Origin of the sequence: Aromatoleum petrolei (assembly GCF_017894385.1) — a bacterium.
In the GTDB taxonomy this organism is placed as follows: domain Bacteria; phylum Pseudomonadota; class Gammaproteobacteria; order Burkholderiales; family Rhodocyclaceae; genus Aromatoleum; species Aromatoleum petrolei.
Genome location: NZ_CP059560.1, coordinates 2,401,916 through 2,424,532, shown reverse-complemented (window position 1 = coordinate 2,424,532; position 22,617 = coordinate 2,401,916). Strand labels below are relative to the sequence as shown.

Here is a 22,617-nt window from a genome sequence, read left to right as displayed (position 1 = left end):
CACGCCGCCCAAGGCGCTCACACGCCCCACACCACCGGCACGCCGTCCTTCTGCGACAGCTGCAGCAGCTCGAGCAGCGGCCACGCGCGCTGCGCGAGGCTCACCGGCGCAGCCATGCCGCGGCGCTCGGGATCGGGTTCGTCGTCCTCGTCCTGCGCGTGGCCGGCCTGGCGCGCCTTGTCCTCGTCGATTGCTGCGCGCAGACGCGCGATCGCGTTGGGCAGCTGTTCGACGGTGACGATGCCCTTCGCGTCCTGCGGATCCTTGCCGAGGATCGCGACGAGCTTCTTGGCGATGTCGCCGAACATGATGACGTCGGCGCCGGCGGCCGACTTGAAAGTGATCAGCATGGGTTGTCCTCAGAGTCCCTTCACGGCGTAGATCCCCGGCGCGTTGCGCCAGTAGCCCTTGTAGTCCATGCCGCAGCCGAACAGGAAGCGGTCGGCGACGTCGAGCCCGGTGAAGTCGGCGCGCATGCCGGGGTAGGCCTTGCGTTCGTGCTGCTTGTGCGTGAGCACCGCGGAACGCACTTCCGCGGCGCCTTCGCCCTTCAGGTATTCCAGGATCGAGTGCAGCGTGTGCCCCTCGTCGAGGATGTCGTCGAGCACCAGCACGGTGCGCCCGCGCAGGTCCTGCGTCGGCCGCATGCGCCAGTCGAGGTCGGAGCCTTTGAGCGCGTGGCCGTAGCGCGTCGCGTGCAGATAGGCCAGTTCCAGCGGGAAGGGCAGGCGCGGCAGGATCTGCCCGGCGAGGATCATGCCGCCGTTCATCACGACGTACACGAGCGGGTTCTTGTGTCCCAACTGCGCGGTGATCTCCGCCGCCATGCGGTCCAGCGCCGCGTTCACGGTCGCGCCGTCGGCGAGGCAGTCGGCCTCCTCGCGCACGCGGATGATTTCGTCCAGATCGACGGCCATTGCGGCCCTCCTGCGCAATTCATGCAAAACCCCATTCTACCGGAGGGCTTTGCCGCGCGCCCTTGCGTTAGACTGGCGCGCGATTCCACTCCGCCGCCGGGAGCCACCCTCCATGTCCGTGAAACAGATCAACCACCCGCTCGTCCGCCACAAGATCGGACTGATGCGCGAGGCCGACGTCAGCACCAAGAAATTCCGCGAACTCACCGCCGAACTCGCCCGCCTGCTCGCCTACGAGGCGTGCCAGGACTTCGAGCTCGAAGCGGTCACCATAGACGGCTGGGCCGGCCCCGTCGAAGTCGAGCGCATCAAGGGCAAGAAGGTCACCGTCGTGCCCATCCTGCGCGCGGGGCTGGGCATGCTCGACGGCGTGCTCGACATGATCCCGAGCGCCAAGGTCAGCGTCGTCGGCATCGCGCGCAACGAGGAGACGCTGATGCCGGCGCCCTATGTCGAGAAGTTCGTCGGCAACCTCGCCGAGCGCATGGCGCTGATCATCGACCCGATGCTCGCGACCGGCGGCTCGATGGTGGCGACCGTCGATATGCTCAAGCGCGCCGGCTGCCGCCAGATCCGCGCGCTGGTGCTGGTCGCCGCACCCGAGGGCATTCGCCTGATGGAGGAGAAGCACCCCGACGTGAAGATCTTCACCGCGAGCATCGACAGCCACCTCAACGAGCACGGCTACATCATTCCGGGCCTCGGCGACGCCGGCGACAAGATCTTCGGCACCAAGCACAACAACTGAGGCCATCCATGCGCGAACTCCCGATCGAGGGTAGCGAGCCGCTGTGGCGGCAGGCGATTTCCGGCGCCCAGATTCTCTTCGTCGCCTTCGGTGCGCTGGTGCTGGTGCCCCTGCTCACGGGCCTCAATCCCAGCATGGCGCTGCTCGGCGCGGGCGTGGGCACGCTGCTGTTCCAACTCGTCACCGGCCGCCAGGTGCCGATCTTCCTCGGCTCCAGCTTCGCCTTCATCGCGCCCATCATCTACAGCATGCAGACGTGGGGGCCCGCCGCGACGATGGGCGGCATGATCTGCGTGAGCCTCGTGTATTTCGTCTTCGCCGGCCTGGTGTGGCGCCATGGCGCGGAGATCGTGCACAAGTACATGCCGCCGGTGGTGATCGGGCCGATCATCATGATCATTGGCCTGTCGCTCGCGGCGGTGGCCGTGAACATGGCGATGGGCAAGAGCGGCGACGGCAAGGCCGAACTCGTGCCCTACGCGACGGCGATGCTGATCGCCGCAGCCTCCTTCGGCACCACCGTCGTCGTCGCGGTGTGGTCGCGCGGCTTCCTCAAGCTCGTGCCCATCCTCGCCGGGGTGCTGGTCGGCTACATGCTTTCGGCGATGCTGGGCCTGGTCGATTTCGGCAAGATCTCCGCCGCGCCCTGGCTCGCGCTGCCGCAATTCACCGCGCCGCGCTTCGAGTGGGCGGCGATCCTGTTCCTGCTGCCGGTCGCGCTCGCACCGGCGATCGAGCACGTCGGCGACATCGTCGCGATCGGCGGCGTCACCGGCAAGGACTACACGGAGAGCCCCGGCCTGCACCGCACGCTCGCCGGCGACGGGCTGGCGGTCGCGTTCGCCGGCCTGATCGGCGGTCCGCCGGTGACGACCTACTCGGAAGTGACCGGGGCGGTCACGCTCACGCGCAACTTCAACCCCGCGATCATGACCTGGGCGGCGGTGCTGGCGATCGTGATGGCCTTCTTGGGCAAATTCAACGCGATCCTGCAGTCGATTCCGGTGCCGGTGATGGGCGGCATCATGATGCTGCTGTTCGGCTCGGTTGCGAGCATCGGCCTGAAGGCGCTGATCGCCGCGCGCGTCGATCTCGAGGAGCCGCGCAACCTCGTGATCGTCTCCTCGGTGCTGGTGTTCGGCATCGGCGGCCTCGCGCTGAACCTCGACGGCGTCGCGCTGCAGGGCGTGAGCCTGTGCGGGGTCGCGGCGGTGCTGCTGAACTTCGTGCTGCCGAAGAAGCGCCTCAGCTAGCGAAGCGGCGCAGGAAGCCGATCAGGGGATCGAGGCCGCGTCCCAGCCGGCGGTAGAGCATCCAGCCGACCCAGGCGCGGCGCGCGACGCGCAGCGCCAGGCGCGGACGGTAGAGCACGGCGGCGAACGCGAGTGCGGAGAGCAGTGGCGCGTGCTCGCGCAGCCCCTGAGCGCGGTCGCGGGCGCGGTCGACGACGTCGAGCACGGATTCGATGCGTTCCAGCCCGGCGACGAGCGTTTCGCGTTGCCGCTCGGCGTCGAACTGCAGGCGCTGCTTCCTCAACGCCAGTTCTAGCCGCCGCGGATTCATTCGCGCGGCCGCAGTGCGTCGCGATCGCGTGCGAGTTCGCCCAGACTGGCGGCGAACAGGCGGCTGCCACGCTTCACTTCGCGCGCCGCGTTGCTCGCCGCGAGCACCCCGGCGGCGAGCAGCACGACCGCGCCCAGACCGAGCGCGAGCAGACGGTGTTCCTCCCAGAACAGCACGGTCAGGAACACCGCCAGGAACACCACCCCGAAGCCGAGGAACACCGCGCTCAACAGCGTGTTGAACAGCAGGGCGGTGAGCCGCAGCTTCTCTTCCTGCGCCTCGACGGCGAGCAGCTCCAGCCGCGTCTGCGCGGTCGCGAGCCCGGTATCGAGCAGCCCGCGCAGGCTGCTCGCAAGGCGCGGCTTGTGCTCCTCGGCCACGGGTTCAGCGACGACCCGACAGCAGGCCCAGCAGGAAAGCTACGCCGGCGGCGATGCCGACCGCCTGCCACGGGTTCTTGTGCACATAGTCGTCGGTCGCATGGGCGACCTTCTTCGCCTGTTCCATGGCGACCGCCTCCATATCGGAAATGCGGTCTTTCGCGGTTGCCATGCGGTCGCTGAGGCGGCTGCGGACTTCACTCAGCTTGTCGCCCGCCTGCCCGGCAGTGAGCTTCAGCAGTTCCTCGGCGTCGCTGATCACGACCTTGAAGTCGGAAACGAGTTTGTCGCGGGAAACATCGGCATTATTGGACATTTTTCCTACCCCTGTCTGTGCGGAAACATCGGTATGCGCGTGAGCGCACGAGGCAAAATCAGGCTAGCCCGATTCGGGCGCGAAGGCAAATGCTGAAGGCGTATCCCGCGTGACAGGGTGCCGCGTACGCCGTTCTGCACGTTGCCCCGCGCCCGCTGTCTTGGCGGGCGTGGGGCTGCTCAGCAGGGCAGGCGCGCGACGAGCCGGCGGTTGATCGCGCTGTCGGGCTTGCGCACGAGGCGCTCGTTGATCAGCGCGCGTGCGAGCGGCACCTGGCCGCCGCGCAGCGCCGCCTCGATCAGCGCGAGGTCGACGAGGTCTCGTTGCGCGTGGCTGCCGCCGAAGCGGTGGGCGATGGGGCGGACGCTGCGCAGCGTCTCGACCGCCGCCGCGCACCGGCCGGCAGCGAGGTCGCCGAAGGCGCGCAGCAGCGGTTCGCCGACCGTGGCCCCGATCTCGGCGTGGTCGCCGATCTGCGCCGCGTCGAGATTGCGCTGCGCGGCCATCCAGTCGCCCGCATTGGCGTCCTGGCCCGCGCCGAGCCAGGCCATCATCGCGTGCAGGTCATTGAAGGCATACAGCCCGGGCTGTGCCGAGGTGCGCCAGCACTCCGCGATGCTCGTCCAACGTGCGGCCACGTCGATGCCGGCGAACTGCAGCCGGCACAGCAGCGCCGAGGCGTCCACGAGGTCCAGCATCAGCACCGAGCGCGGTCCGTGGATCGGGCCGTCGAAGAGCGCGAGCGCCTCGTCGATCTCGTCGCGGTCGAGGTGGAATATCGCGAGGTGCCACCAGTTATGCACGGCGAAGAAGTTGTCCTCGGCCCAGTGCGGCTGGCGCTCGCGCATCCATGCGATGCCGTCGGCGGTGCGCCCCTCCATCTCGATCACGTGGGCGAGCGCGTGGTGAGCCCAGGAATCCCTCGGTTCGAGCTCCAGCGCGCGCCGCCCCTGCGCCTCGGCGCGGCGGTAGTCGCCCGTCTCCTCGCAGCCGAAGGCGTGCATGCCGAGCAGCGCGTGGTAGCCGGGCAGGGACGCGTCCCACGCCGGCAGCGTGCGGGCGATGCGGTCGCGCAGCATGCGCGAGTCGCCGCGGTAGAAGTCGACAAGATGCCCCGCCTGCAGCGCAAGGATGTCGCGCGGCCACTCGATCGCCAGGTCCTCCAGCACGCGCCCGGCCGCTTCCCAGCGTCCGCCGGCGAAGTGCGCGATCGCGTCGAGATGCGCCTGCTCGCGGCGGTTCGGTGCACAGGCCGCCGCCTTGGCCGCATCGTCGCGCGCCACGGCGAGGCCTTCGGGTTCGGTGCCGAGCAGATGCAGCCAGGCATGCAGCACATGGCCCATCACGAAATCCGGCTGGATGGCCGTCGCCGCGTTGATCGTCGCGACGGGGTCGCCGCGGTAACAGTGGAATTCCTGCAGTGCCCGTGCGTAATGCGCGAGCGCGGCATCGTCGGTCGGGCTGAGGGGATTGCCGGCAAGGTCGGTCGATTTCATGGCGTCTCTCCGTTGGGGTGGTGCACCTTGTTGCGCCGTCGTGGCGCCGGTGTCTGGAATGCATCCTAGGGTGGATGGCCGGTGTGGACTAAGGTGAAAACGGTCACGAACAGGACGATCGCGCCATGCATGCCCCCCGCCGCGGAAACAGTCTGCCCACAGTCGCCATCCTCGCCTTCCCCGAGACGACCGCGTCGGTGCTGTACGGCATGCACGACCTGTTCCACTCGGCCGGGCGCGACTGGGGCCTGATCGAGCATGGCACGCCCGGCCTGCCGCTGATGGCGCCGGTGGTCGTGTCGGTGGACGGTGCGCCGCTGACGGTCGGGAACGGCGTGCGCGTGTGCCCGGACTGCCACATCGACGCCATGCCGCAGCCGGAACTGGTGTGCATTCCCGAAATCGCGGTGATGCCGACCGACGAGTTGTTGCGGCGCTTCGAGCCCGAGTGCGCGTGGCTGCGGGGGGCCTATGCGGGCGGCGCCGTCATCGCCTCGGCCTGCTCGGGCGCGCTGCTGATGGCGCAGGCGGGACTGCTCGACGACGAGCCGGCGACGACGCACTGGGCCTTCTGCGGCACGCTCGCCGAGCGCTTCCCCCGGGTGCGGGTGCAGTGCCAGCGCTCGCTGGTGGTTGCCGGTGACGGCCAGCGGCTGGTGATGGCGGGCGGCGGCACGACCTGGCAGGACCTCGCGCTGTACCTGATCGCGCGCTTCGCCGGCGTCGACGCCGCGATGCAGCTCGCGCGCATGAATCTCATCGACTGGCATCACGTCGGCCAGCAGCCCTTTGCACGCCTGTCCGCGAGCCGGCAGACCGACGATGCGCTGATCGCCCGCGCCCAGGTGTGGGCGGCGACGCATTATGCGGAAGCGGCTCCGGTCGCCGCGATGGCCGAACTCACCGGTCTGTCCGAGCGCGCCTTCGTGCGCCGCTTCCGTCAGGTCACGGGCATGTCGCCGCTCGCGTATGTGCACACGGTGCGCATCGAGGAGGCCAAACAGATGCTCGAATCGACACGCCTGCCGGTCGAGGCGATCGCCGAGGAACTAGGCTACGAGGACGCGAGCTTCTTCTCGCGCCTGTTCAAGCGCGAAGTGAAGCTCACGCCGGCGCGCTACCGGCGCAAGTTCGGCGACCTGCGCGAGGTGCTGCGCGAGGCTGCCGGCCACGCGCATTGAGCCTGGGAAGGGAGGTCAGGCGGGCCAGTCGTAGTCGATCGTCAGCGGCGCGTGGTCGGAGAAGCGCTGGTCCTTGTAGACGCGGGCGTCGCGCGCCGTCCCGGCGATGCCCGGCGTCGCGAGCTGGTAGTCGAGGCGCCAGCCGACGTTCTTCGCCCAGGCCTGGCCGCGGTTCGACCACCACGTGTAGCAGGCGTCCGTGGTGTCGGGGTACAGGCGGCGATACACGTCCACCCAGCCCTGTTCGTCCTGCACGCGCGTCATCCACGCGCGCTCCTCGGGCAGGAAGCCGGAGTTCTTCTGGTTCGACTTCCAGTTCCGGAGGTCGATCTCCTTGTGCGCGATGTTCCAGTCGCCGCAGATCACGACCTCGCGCCCGCTCGCGTACAGCTTCTCCATGTGCGGCAGGAAGCGCTCCATGAAGCCGAACTTGATCTGCTGGCGTTCCTCGGAGCTCGATCCCGAGGGCAGGTACAGTGACACGACCGACAGCTGCCCGAAGTCGAGCTGCAGGAAGCGCCCCTCGGCGTCGATGTCGGCGATGCCGAGCCCCTCGATCACGCGGTCCGGCGTGCGCCGCGCATACAGGCCGACGCCGCTGTAGCCCTTCTTTTCGGCGTGGTGGAAGTAGCCGGCGTAGCCGGCGGGCGTGCGCATCGCCTCGCTGAGGTCGCTCGCGTGCGCCTTGAGTTCCTGCAGGCAGACGACGTCGGCATCCTGCGCGGGGAGCCAGTCGAGGAAGCCTTTCGTGGTGGCCGAGCGGATGCCGTTGAGGTTTAGGGTGATGATGCGTAACATTCGGCCGGATAACCCAGAACTGGATGCAAAGCGTGGATTTTAGCCGGGATTTCATCGCACTGGCCTGCGACAAGGGCGTACTGCGATTCGGGTCCTTCGTGACCAAGGCGGGGCGCAATTCGCCGTACTTCTTCAACGCCGGGCTGTTCGACGACGGCAGCTCGTTCCGCGAGCTGTGCGGCTTCTACGCGCGCGCGATTCTGGCCGCGGGCGTGCCCTGCGACATGCTGTTCGGGCCGGCCTACAAGGGCATCCCGCTGGTCGCCGGCGTGGCGATCCGCCTCGCCGAGCAGGGCGTGAACCTGCCCTTCGCATTCAACCGCAAGGAAGCCAAGGATCACGGCGAAGGCGGCACCCTCGTCGGTGCGCCGCTCAAGGGCCGCGTGCTGATTCTCGACGACGTGATCTCGGCCGGCACCTCGGTGCGCGAATCGGTCGATATCATCCGCGGCGCGGGTGCCGAGCCGGCCGGCGTCGTCATCGCGCTCGACCGCATGGAGCGCGGCAAGGGCGAGAAATCGGCGGTGCAGGAAGTGCGCGAGTCCTTCGGCATCCCCGTCGTCGCCGTTGCGACGCTCGAGGACCTGATCGGCTACCTGGGCGACAGCCCCGAACTGGCCGCCAACCTCGAGGCGGTGCAGGCCTACCGGAGCACGTATGGCATCGCGACGCAGTCCTGAGCTGCTGGTGGCCCTCCTGCTGGGCCTGACGCTGGCGAACACGGCCGGCGCGAAGGTGTATTGCTGCGAGGACGCCAGCGGCCGGCGCCAGTGCGGCGACGTGCTGCCGCAGGCCTGTTACGGGCGTGCGTACCGGGAGATGGGCCCGCAGGGCACGATCAAGCGCGAGGTTTCCGCGCCCTTGACGGCGGATGAGATCGCGCGGCGCAACGCCGCGGAGCAGCAGAAGAAGGATGACGAGACACGCCAGGCCAAACAGCGCCGCCTCGACCAGGCCTTGCTGGAGACCTACGCGAGCGTCGAGGATCTCGATCGCCGCCGCGACAAGGACATCGCCGACATCGAGCGCAGTCTCGAAGAGGCGCGCAAGCGCGACAAGGAGTTGCGCACCAAGCGCCAGCGCTTCGAGAAGGAAGCCGAGTTCCACAAGGGACGCGACCTGCCGCGCGACCTCGCCGCCAACCTGCGCTCGATCGACAGCGAGCTGGCATTGCAGGGCAAGCTGGTCGAAGACAAGACGCGCGAACTCGAAGCGACGCGCGCGCGCTTCGAAGCCGACCGCGCCCGCTACGTGGAACTGAGCAGCGCCGCCGCGAAGCAACGCTGAACGTGCCGGGTGTCGGCCATTGTTGGCCGGCTCGCTGCGGACGGGGCGCCGCGATCTCCGCCCCATGATTGCAGGCCGGCGCGCGTCGCGTGGTCCGGCAGGATTCAGGAGTCGTCATGAGCACTGCCGCCAGCAAGGTCGTCCGCGCCGCCTGCCCGCACGACTGTCCCGACACCTGCGCGATGGAAGTTGCCGTCGAGGACGGCCGCGCGGTGAAGATCCGCGGCGCCGACGACCTGCCCTTCACCAACGGCGCGCTGTGCACCAAGGTCGCGCACTACCTCGAACGCGTCTATTCCGACCAGCGCCTGCTGCACCCGATGAAGCGCGTCGGCAGGAAGGGCGAGGGGCGCTTCGAGCGCATCTCGTGGGACGAGGCGCTCGACACCATCGCCGCGAAATTCGCCGCGATCGCCGCCGACGACCCGCGCGCGATCCTGCCCTACAGCTACGCCGGCACAATGGGCCTCGTGCAGGGCGAGAGCATGGACCGCCGCTTCTTCCACCGCCTCGGTGCCTCGCTGCTCGACCGCACGATCTGCGCGTCGGCCGGCGCCGCGGGCTGGAAGGCGACCATGGGCGCCTCGGTGGGCATGGACCCCGAGGCGATCGTCGATGCCAGGCTGATCCTGATCTGGGGCGGCAACCCGGTGGTCTCCAACCTGCATGGCTGGCGCTACATCCTGGAAGCGAAGCGGCGCGGCGCGAAGCTCGTGTGCATCGATCCGTGGCGTTCGCAGACGGCGGAGAAGTGCGACCTGCACCTCGCGCCCTGGCCCGGCACCGACGGCGCGCTGGCGCTGGCGATGATGCAGGTGCTGATCGCGGACGGCCTCATCGACCGCGACTACATCGACGCCCACACGCTGGGCTTCGACGCGCTGGCCGAACGCGTGAAGACGTGCACGCCGGAATGGGCGGCGCCGCTCACGGGCCTCGCCGCCGACACGATCCGCAGCCTCGCGCGCGAGTACGGCAGCGTGAAGCCAGCGGCGATCCGCCTCAACTACGGCCTCAACCGCTGCGCTGGTGGCGCCACGGTGATGCGCAACATCGCCTGCCTGCCGGCGCTCACCGGCGCATGGCGCCATCCGGCGGGCGGCGCGCTGCTGTCGACGTCGGGCAACTTCCCCGTCGACCAGCAGGCGCTTGAACGCCCCGAGCTGTACACCGCAAACCACACGCGCCCGCCGCGCACGATCAACATGTCGGCGATCGGCGGGGCGCTTCTCCGCGCGGACGAGCCGCCGATCCGCGCGCTGTACGTGTACAACTCCAACCCCGTCGCCGTCGCCCCGGACGGCACGCGCGTGCGCGAAGGCTTCCTGCGCGAGGACCTCTTCTGCGTCGTGCATGAGCTCTTCCAGACCGACACCGCCGACTACGCCGACATCCTGCTGCCCGCCACCAGCCAGCTCGAGCACCGCGACGTGCACAAGGCCTATGGGCACCTCTACGCGCTGACGAACGAGCCGGCGATTGCACCGCTGGGCGAAGCCAAGCCCAACAGCGAAGTGTTCCGGCTGCTCGCCGCCCGCATGGGCTTCACCGACGCGGCGCTGCGCGAGTCCGACGACGAGATCGCCGCGCAGGCCTTCAGGCGTCGCGACAACCGCGCGCTGGGCCTCGATCCCGGGACACTGCGCACGAAGGGCTGGGCGCGCCTCAACCTGCCGCGCCCCTTCGCGCCCTTCGCGCAGGGCAATTTCCCGACGCCTTCGGGCAAGTGCGAGTTCTTCTCGGAATCGCTCGCGCAGCGCGGCCTCGACCCGTTGCCGCACTGGGTGCCGCCGCACGAGTCGCCCGTCAGCAACGCGGCGCTGGCCGCGCGCTATCCGCTGGCGATGATCTCGCCGCCGGCGCGCAACTTCCTCAACACCAGCTTCGCCAACCTGCCGCGCTTCCGCGCGCAGGAGGGCGGGCCGAAGCTCGAGATCCACCCCGACGACGCCGCGCGGCGCGGCATCGTCGCCGGCGAGCGCCTGCGCATCTTCAACGACCGCGGTGCCTTCCACGCGCAGGCGGTCGTCACCGAACGCGTGCGGCGCGGCCTCGTCGTGTGCCCTTCGGTGTGGTGGCGCAAGCTCTCGGGCGACGGCGAGAATGCCAACGCCGTGACTTCGCCGGCGCTGACCGACTTCGGCGGCGGACCGACCTTTTACGACTGCCTCGTCGAGGTGACCAAGGCGTGAGCGAAACCCGGACACTGGACTGCGTCGCACAACTGATCACCGACGCCAGGCGCATCCTCTTCATCACCGGCGCGGGCATCTCGGCCGATTCCGGCCTGCCCACCTACCGCGGCATCGGCGGCCTGTACCACGAGCGGCTCACCGACGAGGGGCTGATGATCGAGGAGGCGCTGTCGGGCGAGATGATGAGCCGGCGACCCGACATCTCGTGGAAGTACATCGCGCAGATCGAGGCCAACTGCCGCGGCGCGCAGCCCAACATCGCGCACCGCATGATCGCTGCGCTGGAGCACGAGAAGCCCGGCGTGTGGGTGCTGACGCAGAACGTCGACGGCCTGCACCGCGACGCCGGCTCGCGCCACCTGATCGAGATCCACGGCACCGTGCATCACCTGCGCTGCATGGAGTGCAGTCACCATCGCAGCGTCAAGGACTACTCCGGCCTGCAGCTGCCGCCGGCGTGCCCGAAGTGTGGCGGCGTGCTGCGGCCCGATGTCGTGTTGTTCGGCGAGATGCTGCCCGACGAGGGCCTGAACCGCCTCGAGACCCTGATCGCGCACGGCTTCGACCTGGTGGTATCGATCGGCACCACCAGCGTGTTCCCCTACATCTCCGGGCCGGTGTGGTGGGCGCGGGAGGCCGGCGTGCCGAGTGTCGAGATCAACCCGGGCGAAACCGAGGTGAGCGGCATCGTCACGCACCGCCTGCGCCTGCGCGCCGCCGAGGCGATGCCAGAGCTGTGGCGGCGCCTGCACCCGGAACGCCCGCTGGAGGACTGAGCGCGGCGCAGCTGCACCGGCAGCATCCCCCGCGCTAGCGCAGTTCCTCCAGCATCACCTCATACACCTTCTTTGCCTCGTCATAGGCGATGCGGTAGCGCGACGGATAGAGGCCATTTTTCGAGTATCGCGCGGGGCGCGGTACGGGGGCCGAAAACGAAGGCTTTGATTTGAGGAATTCGAGCGATGCCATCGGCTCCACGAAGGTCAGGCGCTTCTCGTAGTAGCCGTAGATGAAGGTCGCGGCAAACGCTTGCTTCTGGAACTCGGGCGAGCCGGGGTTGATGGCGTGCACGCCCATGCGCGGCACCGCGGTGCCCGGAGGCAGGATGTAGCCCGCGGGCATCAGTTCGGCGGGCGGTTGCTGGGCGGGATCAGCCGAGTCTGCGGGGCCATTGAAACGGACCTTCGACACCTCGTCGCGGCTCACGACGTAGAAATGGAAGTCGAAATGCGGCACGTCGTAGACCTGCGGCGGAGGATGGCCCATCGATTCCCAATCGATCATGACGTGATCGATGACCGTCTTCGGTCCCTTCGTCGGCATGCTCAAGGCGTAGGGGAAATGCGGGCTTGCGCCGGGCGCCGCGATGGGCAGCCCGTCGAGCATGTTCTCGCTGAATGCCACACCGATCGCGGTCACCGCGCCGTCGGCACCGGTGCGTACCACCGTGTGCGCCGCGCCCTGGCCGATCTTGACCGGCTTGCCTTCATAGACCGCCGTCCCGCCCTCGGCGAAGGCATTCCCCGCCCCGAGCAGGGCGAGCGCGGCCGCGCTGGCAAGGAAAAGGGGCCGCCACGCCCACGCATGTGTCCGCTTCATGATTCGCGCTCCCCCGACCGTTGCCTCGACTCGCTGCGCAGGGCGGTTCGCCATCTCCGCCCCGGTCATTCAATCTAGTCGATCGTGGTGCGACTGCCACGCTCCGCGCGCGTGTGCCGCGGCCGTCCGCTCACCCCGCGGCCACGGGATCATTCCGTGTCGAAGCCGAGCAGGCGCGATTCGATGATCCGCGCGGCGACCACCTCTGGCACGTCCTGCTCCCATTCACCGCGGCCGCGGCGCAGCGCGGCCAGCACCTCGGTGGCGTCGATGTGCAGGTGGCTGTCGTCGCGCGGTTCGACGGCGATCAGCTTGTGGTTTTCCTTGAGGAAGGCGAGCAGGTGGCGCAGGTTGGCGGGCACCTCGACGTTGTCCAGCGTGACCAGGGCAGTGGAGTCGCCGTGGCGCGGGCGCGAGGGATACACGTAGACGTGCGTGTTGTCGGGGAACAGCTTGCCGAAGGCTTCGAGGATGCCACCCTCCAGGCCCTCGTAGTACTTCTCGTCGAACAGGAAATCGAAGTCGCGCACCGACAGCACGATGCCGATGGGCTTCTGCGTGTAGCGGCGCAGATAGGCGCGCAGGCGGAAGAAGCGCACGTAGTCCGACACCATCACCGTGCAGCCCTGCGACGCGAGCAGGTCGATGCGCGCGAGGAAGTCGGCGTCGTCCACGTTGTCCCCGCTCACGAGCGAGTTCATGGTGATCTCTGCGAGCGACAGGGTCTCGTTCTCATCCACCGCCGCGAGCTGGCTGAACTGCTTGAGGGCCGCGGCCATCATGTCGACGTTCACCAGCGTCACCGGCTTGAAGCTGCCGCGCATGACCGTGACCGGCTTGCGATAGAACAACTCTCCCGGGACGACCACTTCGCCCGCCGGATTGAACACCACCGCTCGCGTGAGCCATGCGCGGATCAGGTGCAGGTTCATCAGGCGGTTCTCGACCTCCTCGAAGTAGGGGCCGGAGAAGTGGATCAGGTCGACCTCGATGCGGTCGGAGCCGAGTCCGTCCGCCAGCGCCTCGACGACCCACTCCGGGTTCTGGTGATAGAGGAAGGCGCCGTGGATCAGGTTCACGCCGAGGATGCCGAGCGCCTCCGACTGCAGCGCATTGTCGTTGTCGAGCATGCGCACATGCATGATCACGTCGCTGGGCAGTGCGCCCGGATGCAGTTGCAGGCGGATGCCGACCCAGCCGTGACATTCGTTCTTCTGCTTGAAGCTGCGGGCAGTCACGGTTGCGGCGTAGGCGAAGAAGGTCGTGTTCTTCGCCCGCAAATGGGCGAGCCGGTCGACGACCTGGGTGAATTCCTTTTCCAGCATCTGCAGCAGCCGCGCGCGACTCACGTAGCGATCCACGTGCCCGTAGATGTCGTCGCTGACGGCCATGTCGTAGGCCGACATGGTCTTCGCGATGGTGCCGGCGGCGGCGCCGACGGAGAAAAAGCGCCGTGCCACTTCCTGTCCTGCGCCGATCTCGACGATCGACCCGTACTTGTACTTGTCGAGATTGATCGCGAGCGCTTTCTGATCGGTCGTGAGCGTGATGTCGCGTTTGCGCATGGCATCTCCGTGGAACTCGCCGGGGCGGGAATCGGCGGCTGCGCGACGCCCCCGGGGCAAGCTTCGAAGTCTACACCTTCATGCTACCCGCTTGTCGTAGCGCCGCCGCCAGCTTGACTGCCCAGGCTCAGATGCCGAGCTGCAGGGCCGCGAGGCGCGCGTACAGGCCACCCTGGCGGCGCAGGTCGTCCGGGGTGCCGGTTTCGACGATGCGGCCCTGGTCGAGGACCACGATGCGGTCGACCCTCTGCACCGTCGCCAGGCGATGGGCGATGACCAGCGTCGTGCGGCCCTGCATCGCGCTGTCGAGGCCCTTCTGCACGAGGATCTCCGACTCGGCGTCGAGGGCGCTGGTGGCTTCGTCGAGAAGCAGCAGGGGCGCGCCTTTCAGGATGGCCCGCGCGATCGCGATGCGCTGGCGTTGCCCGCCCGAAAGGCGGGTGCCGCGCTCGCCGAGGAAAGTGCGATAGCCTTCCGGCAGGCGCTCGACGAATTCATCCACCCGCGCGGCGCGGGCCGCGGCGATGACGTCGGCGTCGCTCGCGCCGGGACGGCCGTAGCGGATGTTCTCCAGCGCCGTCGCCGAGAAGATCACCGGTTCCTGCGGGACGATCGCGATGCCACGGCGCAGGTCGTGCAGGCTCAGGTCACGGATGTCCTGACCGTTGAGGCGGATGCGTCCGCCGGTGGAATCGTAGTAGCGCAGCAGGACCTGGAACAGGCTGGTCTTGCCGGCGCCGGATGGGCCGACGAGCGCGACGCTTTCGCCGTGCGCGACCTCCAGGCAGATGTCGTCCAGGGCGCGCGCCTGCGGCCGGGCGGGGTAGCACAGGGTGAGGTGCTCGAAGCTGAGCGCGGCCTGCGCCGGAAGCCGCGGCGCCTGCGGCTCGGCGGCTTCGGGTACGGCGCTGTCGGCGTGCAGCAGTTCGAGCAGGCGCCCGGTCGCGCCGGCGGCGCGCATCACGTCGCCCCACACCTCCGCCATCGTGCCGACGCCCCCCGCAACGAGCATCGCATAGAGAACGAAGGACGCCAGCTGTCCCTGGGTCATGACGCCTTGGTGCACCTGGCGCGCGCCGACCCACAGTACGAACACGATGGTTCCCATCACTGCCGTGATGATCACCGCCGTCAGCGCCGCGCGCACGCGCGTGCGGCGAATGGCGGTGGCGAAGGCCGTGTCGGCCGCCCCCGCAAAGCGCGCCGCCTCGTAGCCTTCCTGCGTATAGGCCTGCACGGTGGGCATCGCATTGAGGATCTCGCCGGCAAGGGCCGTCGCGTCGGCGATGCGGTCCTGCGACTCGCGCGACAGCCGCTTGACCTTGCGGCCGATGGCGACGATGGGCAGCGCCAGCAGGGCCATCAGGCCGAGATTGAGCGCGAAGAGGTGAAGACTGGTGACGGCCAGCATGGCCATGCCGCCGACGAACTGGAAGAAGCTGCGCAGGCCCATCGAGATCGAGCTGCCGACGACCGCTTGGACCAGCGTGGTGTCGCCGCTGAGGCGCGACAGCACTTCGCCGGTCTGCAGGGTCTCGAAGAACTGTGGTGATTGCGACAGCACGCGGGCGTAGACGGCGGAGCGCAGGTCTGCCGTGGCGCGCTCCCCGATCCAGGTCACCGTGTAATAGCGTGCCGACACGACGAGCGCCCATGCGGCGGCGAGGCTGAACAGTGCGAGGAAATGGGCGTCCAGCCCCGGTCCGGCGACCAGGCCCTCGGCCGGACGTGCCTCCTCGCCGAAACCGAAGTCGATCAGGTCGCGGAAGGCCAGCGGCATCAGCAGGATGAGCGCCGAGCCGAGGCATAGCAGAACCAGGGCGAGGAACAGGCGCGTGCGGTAGGGGCGCAGGAAGGGCCACAGCCCCTTCAGCACGGAGAGGCGGCGGGGGCTGCTGGCGGGGAGAGCGATGTCGCGGGACATGCCCGATTATCCGCCCTGCCGCATTGCTGCGGTAACCGGCAAAGACGGATCGACGACGAGTCCGGTCGCAGGGCGGGAGCAGTGCAGCCTATCCAGCGACTGCCGCGCGTTGTGCACTGATGTTGTCCGCCTGGCGCGATACGCCTTCGGCTGCTCCCGCCCGGCGGGGCCGTCGACAGGCTTCCGGAGCCGGCGGACGTCCTCGCCGTCCTCAGAATTTCACGCTGAAACCTGCGTAGAGCGAGCGCCCCATGCCGGGAACCGGAATACCGTAGGGTGCATCCGGCCGGTTGAGCGACATGGTCGTTCCCTGGCCGATATACGCACCGCCCAGGGGCAGGTCATATTGCTTGTCGAGGGCATTCTCCAAGCCGAGGTCGATGCGGTAGTGCCGCGTGTCGTAACTGCTGCGCAGGTTGAGCAGACCATAGCCCGCCGTCTTCATTTCGTTGCGCACCCGTGAAACGTCGTTCTTGGCTCTGACCAGCACCCCTTCCACGGTATTGGTCCAGTTCCCGATGCGATGCTCGAGGGCCAGGCGGGCATTGAGCGGCATGATGTTGTAGAGATCGTCGTCAGAGCTCGTATTCCTGCCCTTCACGTAGCCGATGACCCCCTTGCCGGTGAAGCTGCCAATGCCTTCAATCTGGCCCAGGGCGGTGAAACCGGAGAGATCGAGACCATACAGGCGGGCATCCCGATTGACCAATTGCAGGTAATTGAACCGGTTTGCAGTGCAGGTCGTCCGACATTTCGCGTCGATGTAGTTATCGACTCGGGTGTAATAAGGCGTGGCCTTGACCCCCCAGCTGTTCCCGTCGGCCTGGTGCAGATCGACGGTGAAGGCGAAGGTATGGGCGACCTCCGGTTTGAGGTTTATATCGCCGACGTAGCCGTTGCCGTCATTGAGCCAGTTGTTCATGGTCATCGCCATGCCGTTCGTGGACCACGTGTAGCGCTCGTACAGGCTCGGCGAGCGGGTCTTTCGCGAGTAGCCCGCTTCATAGGTCCGGCCCGCGGCCGGTGAGTAGCGAACGAGTGCGCTCAGGTCGACATTTTCATCGTTCTTGCTGCGGTCACTGGCGTTGAAGCGGTTCGCGTCCCCGTTGTACATGGCGTTATAGCCCTGTACCGTGCCCGCATCCATTTTGACCGTGCTACTGCGAATCCCTGCCAGCGTCATCCACTCCGAGTTCCATTGCGCTTCCCATTCGGCGAAGACGTCGAAGCGGTCACGCTGTCCGTCGTTGATGTTCCAGAAATTATTGGGGGACATCATCGCGGAATTGGCGACGGGTGCCCACCAGTCGTCCAGCCGGTAGCGCTGGTATTCGCTGCCGACGCGGAGGAGGTCACGTTCGGACAGCACGATATCCGCCGAAAGCGCGGCGCCGGTGGTGCGTCCCTTGGTATCCATGGGCATGCCGGCCACGTTGTGGGCCGCTCCATACCAGTACAGCTTGTCCGGACCGAAGTCCATCTTGTGCCGGGTCGCTTCCTCATAGACACGGGCCCGCAGGGTTCCCCACCGGAAATTGCCGGTGTAGCCGAGATTGACCTGGGTGCTCTTGTTGTCGGTCATGTCCATATGCTGGTTGGGGAAACCCTGATAGGGAATGTGCTGAAATCCGACCTTCAATTCGACCAGATGATTGTCATTGCGCAGCGCGACCCCCAGCGAGTGGTTTTCCGTCTTGTAGGCGGAGGAGCCGACTTCATCGCCGTCAATCCAGTGACTGCCGTCCTTCGTCCAGGTGGCGAGCGTGCCCGGCTTGAATTCCTTTGCTGCGCGGTAATTGTCTGATTCCGCCGTCGACCCCTGGTAGCTCACGCTCAGGTTTTCACTGGCAAGCGTGGCCGAGGCATGGACGCCATGGGCATCGCCATTTGAACGATAAAATCCGCCCAATTCGCCGGAAGTCAGCAAACCATCACCGGCTTGTGCGAAGCGTGCCGTTTTCGAATTGACGATGATGACGCCGCCGATGCTGTCGCCGCCGAGGCTGACCGGGATGATTCCGGCGTAAACCCGGGCGTCCTCGACATGGGTCGGATCGATATAGGAGAGCGGCGGATTCATGTGGTTGCCGCAGGCCGAGACGAGATCCATGCCGTCCACCTTGATGCGATTGCGGTCATCGGCCAGGCCATGAACGACGGGCAGGCTGGACACGCCGCCCGCTCCCGAGAGGGCTACTCCGGGAATGTCGCGCAGCAGTTGCGCGCTATCGCTCACCAAAGACCGTTTGCCCGCCAAATCCCCGGAACCGAGGATTTCCGCGTTCGCCGGCAATGGGAGGATCCTGGCGGCCTTGATCACCACTTCGTCCATCACCTGGGGCGTTTCGGCCGCTGCCGGTGCCTCGACAAATAGTGCGGTTACAGCCAGCGCCAAGGTGCCGGGGCGGAAATGCTGCTGCATGGATTTTCCCTTCAATTGATCGGTCGCTATAGCGAACAGGCGCGCGCATTATCGTGTTCCGCATAGGCGAATGAAATGCGACCGATTGCCGCAGGGGCGCATGCGGCTGAGGGCGGGAAAAAATCCGGATCAAAAATGGAGGCAAAAAAATGGGGACAGCCCGGGATTCGATGCGAAATCCCGGCCTGCCCCCATTCGCTTCCAATACTCGCGATCAATCGGCGCGGCTGACGCCGTCGTCGCGGATAAGGTCCTTGGGCGAAATCCTTACAACAGCACGCGCTCGATGCCGCCGCTGTTCGCGCGCTGAACGTACTCGGGCATCCAGTTCTCGCCGAGCACGTGCCTGGCGATCTCGATGACGATGTAGTCCGCCTCCACTCCGCCCGCATCGTTCGCGTAGCGGTGCAGGCCTTGCAGGCAGGACGGGCAGGAGGTCAGGATCTTGACCGGATCCTTGCCGCCGTCGCGCAGCGCCGCCGCGCCCTTCTCGATCTCCTGCTGCTTGCGGAAGCGCACCTGGGTCGAGATGTCCGGGCGCGCGGCCGCGAGCGTGCCCGATTCCCCACAGCAGCGGTCGCTGAGGTCGACGCGTGTGCCCATGAGCTCGTTGGCGACCTTGATGCCCGCATGCACCTTCATCGGCGTGTGGCAGGGCTCGTGGTACATGTACTTGGTGCCCGTGATGCCTTCCAGTTTCAAGCCCTTCTCCATCAGGTACTCGTGGATGTCGAGCAGGCGGCAGCCGGGGAAGATCTTGTCGAACTGGTACTTCAGCAACTGGTCCATGCAGGTGCCGCAGGACACGATCACGGTCTTGATGTCGAGGTAGTTCAGCGTGTTGGCGACGCGGTGGAAGAGCACGCGATTGTCGGTCGTGATCTGCTGGCCCTTGTCCTCCTCGCCGGCGGCGGTCTGCGGGTAGCCGCAGCACAGGTAGCCGGGCGGCAGCACGGTCGTCGTGCCGATCTGGTACAGCATCGCCTGGGTGGCGAGACCAACCTGGCTGAAGAGGCGCTCCGAACCGCAGCCGGGGAAGTAGAACACCGCCTCGGACTCGTCGCGCTTCACCTGCGGATTGCGGATCACCGGGATGACCTTGTCGTCCTCGATGTCGAGCAGTGCGCGGCTGGTGCGCTTCGGGAGGTTGCCGGGCATGGGCTTGTTGATGAAGTGGATCACCTGCGCCTTGATCGGCGGCTTGCCGAGCGTCGCTGGCGGCTGCTTCACCTGGGACTGGATCAGGCCCAGCGACTTGCCGATGCGGTGGCCGAGGCGCTGCGCCTTGTAGCCCCATTCGAGCATGCCGGTGCGGATCAGCTTGATCGTCGCCGGGTCCTTCGCGGTGAGGAAGGCCATCGCCGCGGCCTTGCCGGGGTTGAAGCTCTTCTTGCCCTGCTTGCGGAGGAGGTTCCTCATCTTGATCGACACGTCGCCGAAGTCGATATCGACCGGGCAGGGCTTCTCGCACTTGTGGCACACCGTGCAGTGGTCGGCAACGTCCTCGAACTCGGCCCAGTGCGCGAGCGACACCCCGCGCCTCGTCTGCTCCTCGTAGAGCATCGCCTCGATCAGCAGCGAGGTGCTGAGGATCTTGTTGCGCGGGCTGTACAGCAGGTTTGCGCGCGGCACGTGGGTCGAGCACACCGGCTTGCACTTGCCGCAGCGCAGGCAGTCCTTGATGTCGTGCGCGATGTCGCCGATCTCGGTCTGCTCCATGATCAGCGATTCGTGGCCCATCAGGTTGAAGCTGGGCGTGTAGGCGTTGTCGAGGTTGCCCTTGATCGGCCCGTTGCGCATCAGCTTGCCGCGGTTGAAGCGGCCTTCCGGGTCGACCTTGTGCTTGTAGCTCCAGAAGTTCGCCATCTCCTCGTCGGTGAGATAGTCGAGCTTGGTGATGCCGATGCCGTGCTCGCCGGAGATCACGCCGTCGAGCGAGCGCGCGAGCGCCATGATGCGGTCGACCGCGCGGTTGGCGGTCTGCAGCATGTCATAGTGGTCGGAGTTCACCGGGATGTTCGTGTGCACGTTGCCGTCGCCGGCGTGCATGTGCAGCGCGACGAAGACGCGGCCGCGCAGCACTTCCTTGTGCACTTCGGCGATGCGCGCGAGCACCGGACCGAACACGACGCCGTCGAAGATCTTGTCGAGGCGCGGTTTGAGCTCGGTCTTCCACGAGGTGCGCACCGAGTAGTCCTGCAGCCGGTGGAAGAGGCGCGGGTTCGCGGCGCGGTTCGTCAGCTCGCCGGCGTGGATGCCGTACTCGCCGAACTGTGCCTCGGCTTCCGCGAGCGGCAGGTCGAGGTGGTCGAGCAGCCACTGCCAGCGGCGGCGCACGCTCGCGACATAGTCGAGCGCGGCCTGGCGGCGGTCGCCGATCAGCTCGTCGGCGGCGATGTTGGCGTCGCCCTGGTCGAGCGGCAGATCGCCCAGCAGGATTTCGGTCAGCGCGTCGCACAGTTCGAGCTTGTTCTGCGTCGACAGCTCGATGTTGATGCGCTCGATGCCGTCGCAGTAGTCGCCCATGCGCGGCAGCGGGATCACGACGTCCTCGTTCACCTTGAACGCGTTGGTGTGACGCGAGATCGCCGCGGTGCGCGAGCGGTCGAGCCAGAAGCGCTTGCGCTGTTCCGGGCTGACGGCGATGAAGCCTTCGGCCGCGCGCATGTTGCACATGCGCACGACTTCCGAGGCCGCGGCCATCACGGCGGCCTCGTCGTGGCCGACGATGTCGCCGATCAACACCATCTTCGGCCGGCCGTGGCGCTTGGCCTTGGTCGTGTAGCCGACGGCCTTCACGTAGCGTTCGTCGAGGTGCTCGAGGCCGGCGAGCTGCACGCCGAGGCGATGGCCTTCGGCGCCCGGCTTGAACCAGTCCGTGATCTCGACGATCGCCGGCACCGCTTCGCGCACTTGGCCGAAGAATTCGAGACAAACCGTGCGCGTCACCGGCGGCATCTTGTGCAGCACCCAGCGCGCGGCGACGATCAGGCCGTCCGTGCCTTCCTTCTGCACGCCCGGCACGCCGCCGAGGAACTTGTCGGTGACGTCCTTGCCCAGCCCGGTCTTGCGGCACGAGGCGCCCGGCAGCGTCAGGATCTCCTCGCCGAGCAGCGCGTAGTTCGCGGCGTCGAAGCGGCGCAGGCGGAACCGCACCGTCTCCTGCTCGTGGATCTTGCCGAAGTTGTGGTCGAGGCGCTCGACCTCCAGCCAGTTGCCGTCGGGCGTGACCATCTTCCACCACGCCAGGTTGTCGAGCGCGGTGCCCCATAGCACGGCCTTCTTGCCGCCCGCGTTCATCGCGATGTTGCCGCCGATGCACGACGCGCTGGCCGAGGTCGGGTCGACGGCGAACACGCGGCCCGCGCTGGCAGCGGCTTCGGCCACGCGCTCGGTGACCACGCCCGCGCCGGTGCGGATCGTCATGTAGGAGCGCGCCGGATTGCCGCTGCGATCGGGCAGCAGCATCTCTTCGACCTTGCCGAGATCGATGAGCTTCTCGGTGTTGATGACCACCGAGCGCGCGTCGAGCGGCACGGCGCCGCCGGTGTAGCCGGTGCCGCCGCCGCGCGGGATGATCGTGAGCCCGAGCTCGATGCAGCTCTTCACGAGCGGGGCCATCTCCTCTTCGGAGTCGGGGTACAGGACGACGAAGGGGTACTCGACGCGCCAGTCGGTGGCGTCGGTGACGTGGGAGACGCGCGCGTGGCCGTCGAAGCAGATGTTGTCGCGGCGCGTGTGGCGGACGAGCGCCTTCATCGTCTGCCGGCGCAGCGCGCCGGTTTCGTGGAAGAAGGTGGCGAAGCGATCCACTGCGCCGTGCGCCGCGGTCACGAGGCGCGCCACGTTGTCGCTGCGATCCGGATCGGCCGACGCGCTTTCCTCGCGACGCTTCTCGACCTCGCTGAGGCGATGGCGCAGAGCTTCGATCAGCGCCTGGCGGCGTTCCGGGTTCCCGAGCAGATCGTCCTGCAGGTAGGGGTTGCGCTGCACGACCCAGATGTCGCCCAGCACCTCGTACAGCATGCGCGCCGAGCGTCCGGTGACGCGTTCGTCGCGCAGCGCGTTGAGCGTCTGCCACGCATCGGCGCCGAGCAGGCGGATGACGATCTCACGGTCGGAGAACGAGGTGTAGTTATATGGAATCTCGCGCAGGCGTTGGGTCATGAGATCTTCCGGTACCGGACGGCAGTGAACCGCAAATTGTAACTTACTGCAGCGCAATA

At 67.4% G+C, this 22,617-nt stretch carries 19 protein-coding genes; 7 read left to right on the top strand and 12 right to left on the bottom strand.

The genetic code is table 11. The annotated features are described in order from the left end of the window. Positions 1–17: 17 nt before the first annotated feature. Entirely contained in the window at positions 18–350 is a 333-nt protein-coding gene (locus ToN1_RS11085; RefSeq protein WP_169207306.1) for a DUF1840 domain-containing protein, read from the bottom strand. 9 nt (positions 351–359) lie between these two features. Continuing rightward, positions 360–917 (bottom strand): hypoxanthine-guanine phosphoribosyltransferase, encoded by a 558-nt coding sequence (locus ToN1_RS11080; RefSeq protein WP_169207307.1) that lies wholly within the window; start codon positions 915–917, stop codon positions 360–362. Between the two features lie 112 nt (positions 918–1,029). Between ToN1_RS11080 and upp the strand changes: the two genes are divergently transcribed. Further along, positions 1,030–1,665: a uracil phosphoribosyltransferase gene (gene upp, locus ToN1_RS11075; protein WP_169207308.1), complete on the top strand. Its 636-nt coding sequence runs from the start codon at positions 1,030–1,032 to the stop codon at positions 1,663–1,665. An 8-nt stretch (positions 1,666–1,673) separates the two neighbouring features. Continuing rightward, entirely contained in the window at positions 1,674–2,918 is a 1,245-nt protein-coding gene (locus tag ToN1_RS11070; protein ID WP_169207309.1) for a uracil-xanthine permease family protein, read from the top strand. Here ToN1_RS11070 and ToN1_RS11065 read toward each other — a convergent pair. From ToN1_RS11065 to ToN1_RS11050, 4 genes are all read right to left on the bottom strand, one after another. Next, complete coding sequence (locus ToN1_RS11065; protein WP_169207310.1) at positions 2,911–3,228, bottom strand: YqjK-like family protein; 318 nt, start codon at positions 3,226–3,228, stop codon at positions 2,911–2,913. The genes ToN1_RS11070 and ToN1_RS11065 overlap by 8 nt on opposite strands. Next, positions 3,225–3,608, bottom strand: coding sequence for a phage holin family protein (locus tag ToN1_RS11060; protein WP_169207311.1), 384 nt, complete (start codon positions 3,606–3,608; stop codon positions 3,225–3,227). The genes ToN1_RS11065 and ToN1_RS11060 overlap by 4 nt, the downstream gene beginning before the upstream one ends. A gap of 4 nt (positions 3,609–3,612) precedes the next feature. Continuing rightward, a complete protein-coding gene (locus ToN1_RS11055; protein ID WP_169207312.1) occupies positions 3,613–3,924 on the bottom strand; it encodes an ElaB/YgaM/YqjD family protein in 312 nt (103 codons plus the stop codon). Between the two features lie 179 nt (positions 3,925–4,103). After that, positions 4,104–5,420: a tetratricopeptide repeat protein gene (locus ToN1_RS11050; protein WP_169207313.1), complete on the bottom strand. Its 1,317-nt coding sequence runs from the start codon at positions 5,418–5,420 to the stop codon at positions 4,104–4,106. Between the two features lie 125 nt (positions 5,421–5,545). On the opposite strand from ToN1_RS11050, the gene ToN1_RS11045 reads away from it, so the two are divergent. Further along, positions 5,546–6,601 (top strand): GlxA family transcriptional regulator, encoded by a 1,056-nt coding sequence (locus tag ToN1_RS11045; protein ID WP_169207314.1) that lies wholly within the window; start codon positions 5,546–5,548, stop codon positions 6,599–6,601. A 15-nt stretch (positions 6,602–6,616) separates the two neighbouring features. Here ToN1_RS11045 and ToN1_RS11040 read toward each other — a convergent pair whose 3' ends face one another. Then, positions 6,617–7,399, bottom strand: coding sequence for an exodeoxyribonuclease III (locus ToN1_RS11040; RefSeq protein ID WP_169207315.1), 783 nt, complete (start codon positions 7,397–7,399; stop codon positions 6,617–6,619). Positions 7,400–7,431: 32 nt separating this feature from the next. Between ToN1_RS11040 and pyrE the strand changes: the two genes are divergently transcribed. The 4 genes from pyrE to ToN1_RS11020 all read left to right on the top strand — a co-directional run bounded on the left by pyrE (position 7,432) and on the right by ToN1_RS11020 (position 11,657). Continuing rightward, the gene (gene pyrE / locus ToN1_RS11035; RefSeq protein WP_169127866.1) at positions 7,432–8,079 is read left to right on the top strand and encodes an orotate phosphoribosyltransferase; all 648 of its coding nucleotides are present in this window, start codon (positions 7,432–7,434) and stop codon (positions 8,077–8,079) included. Further along, a complete protein-coding gene (locus ToN1_RS11030) occupies positions 8,057–8,686 on the top strand; it encodes a hypothetical protein (protein WP_169207316.1) in 630 nt (209 codons plus the stop codon). Before pyrE ends, ToN1_RS11030 begins: the two co-directional genes overlap by 23 nt. Positions 8,687–8,802: 116 nt before the next feature. After that, a complete protein-coding gene (locus ToN1_RS11025) occupies positions 8,803–10,878 on the top strand; it encodes a molybdopterin-containing oxidoreductase family protein (protein ID WP_169207317.1) in 2,076 nt (691 codons plus the stop codon). Then, positions 10,875–11,657, top strand: a complete 783-nt coding sequence (locus tag ToN1_RS11020; RefSeq protein WP_169207318.1) for an NAD-dependent deacylase — start codon at positions 10,875–10,877, stop codon at positions 11,655–11,657. The genes ToN1_RS11025 and ToN1_RS11020 overlap by 4 nt, the downstream gene beginning before the upstream one ends. Positions 11,658–11,691: 34 nt before the next feature. On the opposite strand, the gene ToN1_RS11015 is transcribed toward ToN1_RS11020, so the two are convergent. The 5 genes from ToN1_RS11015 to ToN1_RS10995 form a co-directional block, all read right to left on the bottom strand. Continuing rightward, complete coding sequence (locus tag ToN1_RS11015) at positions 11,692–12,480, bottom strand: DUF5602 domain-containing protein (protein ID WP_169207319.1); 789 nt, start codon at positions 12,478–12,480, stop codon at positions 11,692–11,694. Positions 12,481–12,629: 149 nt separating this feature from the next. Then, positions 12,630–14,045, bottom strand: coding sequence for a TonB-dependent receptor (locus ToN1_RS11010; RefSeq protein WP_169207320.1), 1,416 nt, complete (start codon positions 14,043–14,045; stop codon positions 12,630–12,632). Positions 14,046–14,172: 127 nt separating this feature from the next. Then, positions 14,173–15,969 carry an ABC transporter transmembrane domain-containing protein gene (locus ToN1_RS11005; protein WP_169207321.1) on the bottom strand — a complete coding sequence of 599 codons (1,797 nt, stop codon included), beginning with the start codon at positions 15,967–15,969 and terminating at the stop codon, positions 14,173–14,175. A 211-nt stretch (positions 15,970–16,180) separates the two neighbouring features. After that, positions 16,181–18,391 (bottom strand): TonB-dependent receptor, encoded by a 2,211-nt coding sequence (locus tag ToN1_RS11000; protein WP_169207322.1) that lies wholly within the window; start codon positions 18,389–18,391, stop codon positions 16,181–16,183. 267 nt (positions 18,392–18,658) lie between these two features. Next, complete coding sequence (locus ToN1_RS10995) at positions 18,659–22,558, bottom strand: DUF3683 domain-containing protein (protein WP_169207323.1); 3,900 nt, start codon at positions 22,556–22,558, stop codon at positions 18,659–18,661. Positions 22,559–22,617 lie beyond the last annotated feature (59 nt).

What these genes read in the sequence shown, in the direction of transcription:
- ToN1_RS11085 (WP_169207306.1), bottom strand. Translation starts at nt 350, where the DNA reads ATGCTGATCACTTTCAAGTCGGCCGCCGGCGCCGACGTCATCATGTTC.
- ToN1_RS11080 (WP_169207307.1), bottom strand. Translation starts at nt 917, where the DNA reads ATGGCCGTCGATCTGGACGAAATCATCCGCGTGCGCGAGGAGGCCGAC.
- upp (WP_169207308.1), top strand. Translation starts at nt 1,030, where the DNA reads ATGTCCGTGAAACAGATCAACCACCCGCTCGTCCGCCACAAGATCGGA.
- ToN1_RS11070 (WP_169207309.1), top strand. Translation starts at nt 1,674, where the DNA reads ATGCGCGAACTCCCGATCGAGGGTAGCGAGCCGCTGTGGCGGCAGGCG.
- ToN1_RS11065 (WP_169207310.1), bottom strand. Translation starts at nt 3,228, where the DNA reads ATGAATCCGCGGCGGCTAGAACTGGCGTTGAGGAAGCAGCGCCTGCAG.
- ToN1_RS11055 (WP_169207312.1), bottom strand. Translation starts at nt 3,924, where the DNA reads ATGTCCAATAATGCCGATGTTTCCCGCGACAAACTCGTTTCCGACTTC.
- ToN1_RS11050 (WP_169207313.1), bottom strand. Translation starts at nt 5,420, where the DNA reads ATGAAATCGACCGACCTTGCCGGCAATCCCCTCAGCCCGACCGACGAT.
- ToN1_RS11045 (WP_169207314.1), top strand. Translation starts at nt 5,546, where the DNA reads ATGCATGCCCCCCGCCGCGGAAACAGTCTGCCCACAGTCGCCATCCTC.
- ToN1_RS11040 (WP_169207315.1), bottom strand. Translation starts at nt 7,399, where the DNA reads ATGTTACGCATCATCACCCTAAACCTCAACGGCATCCGCTCGGCCACC.
- ToN1_RS11030 (WP_169207316.1), top strand. Translation starts at nt 8,057, where the DNA reads ATGGCATCGCGACGCAGTCCTGAGCTGCTGGTGGCCCTCCTGCTGGGC.
- ToN1_RS11025 (WP_169207317.1), top strand. Translation starts at nt 8,803, where the DNA reads ATGAGCACTGCCGCCAGCAAGGTCGTCCGCGCCGCCTGCCCGCACGAC.
- ToN1_RS11015 (WP_169207319.1), bottom strand. Translation starts at nt 12,480, where the DNA reads ATGAAGCGGACACATGCGTGGGCGTGGCGGCCCCTTTTCCTTGCCAGC.
- ToN1_RS11010 (WP_169207320.1), bottom strand. Translation starts at nt 14,045, where the DNA reads ATGCGCAAACGCGACATCACGCTCACGACCGATCAGAAAGCGCTCGCG.
- ToN1_RS11005 (WP_169207321.1), bottom strand. Translation starts at nt 15,969, where the DNA reads ATGTCCCGCGACATCGCTCTCCCCGCCAGCAGCCCCCGCCGCCTCTCC.
- ToN1_RS11000 (WP_169207322.1), bottom strand. Translation starts at nt 18,391, where the DNA reads ATGCAGCAGCATTTCCGCCCCGGCACCTTGGCGCTGGCTGTAACCGCA.
- ToN1_RS10995 (WP_169207323.1), bottom strand. Translation starts at nt 22,558, where the DNA reads ATGACCCAACGCCTGCGCGAGATTCCATATAACTACACCTCGTTCTCC.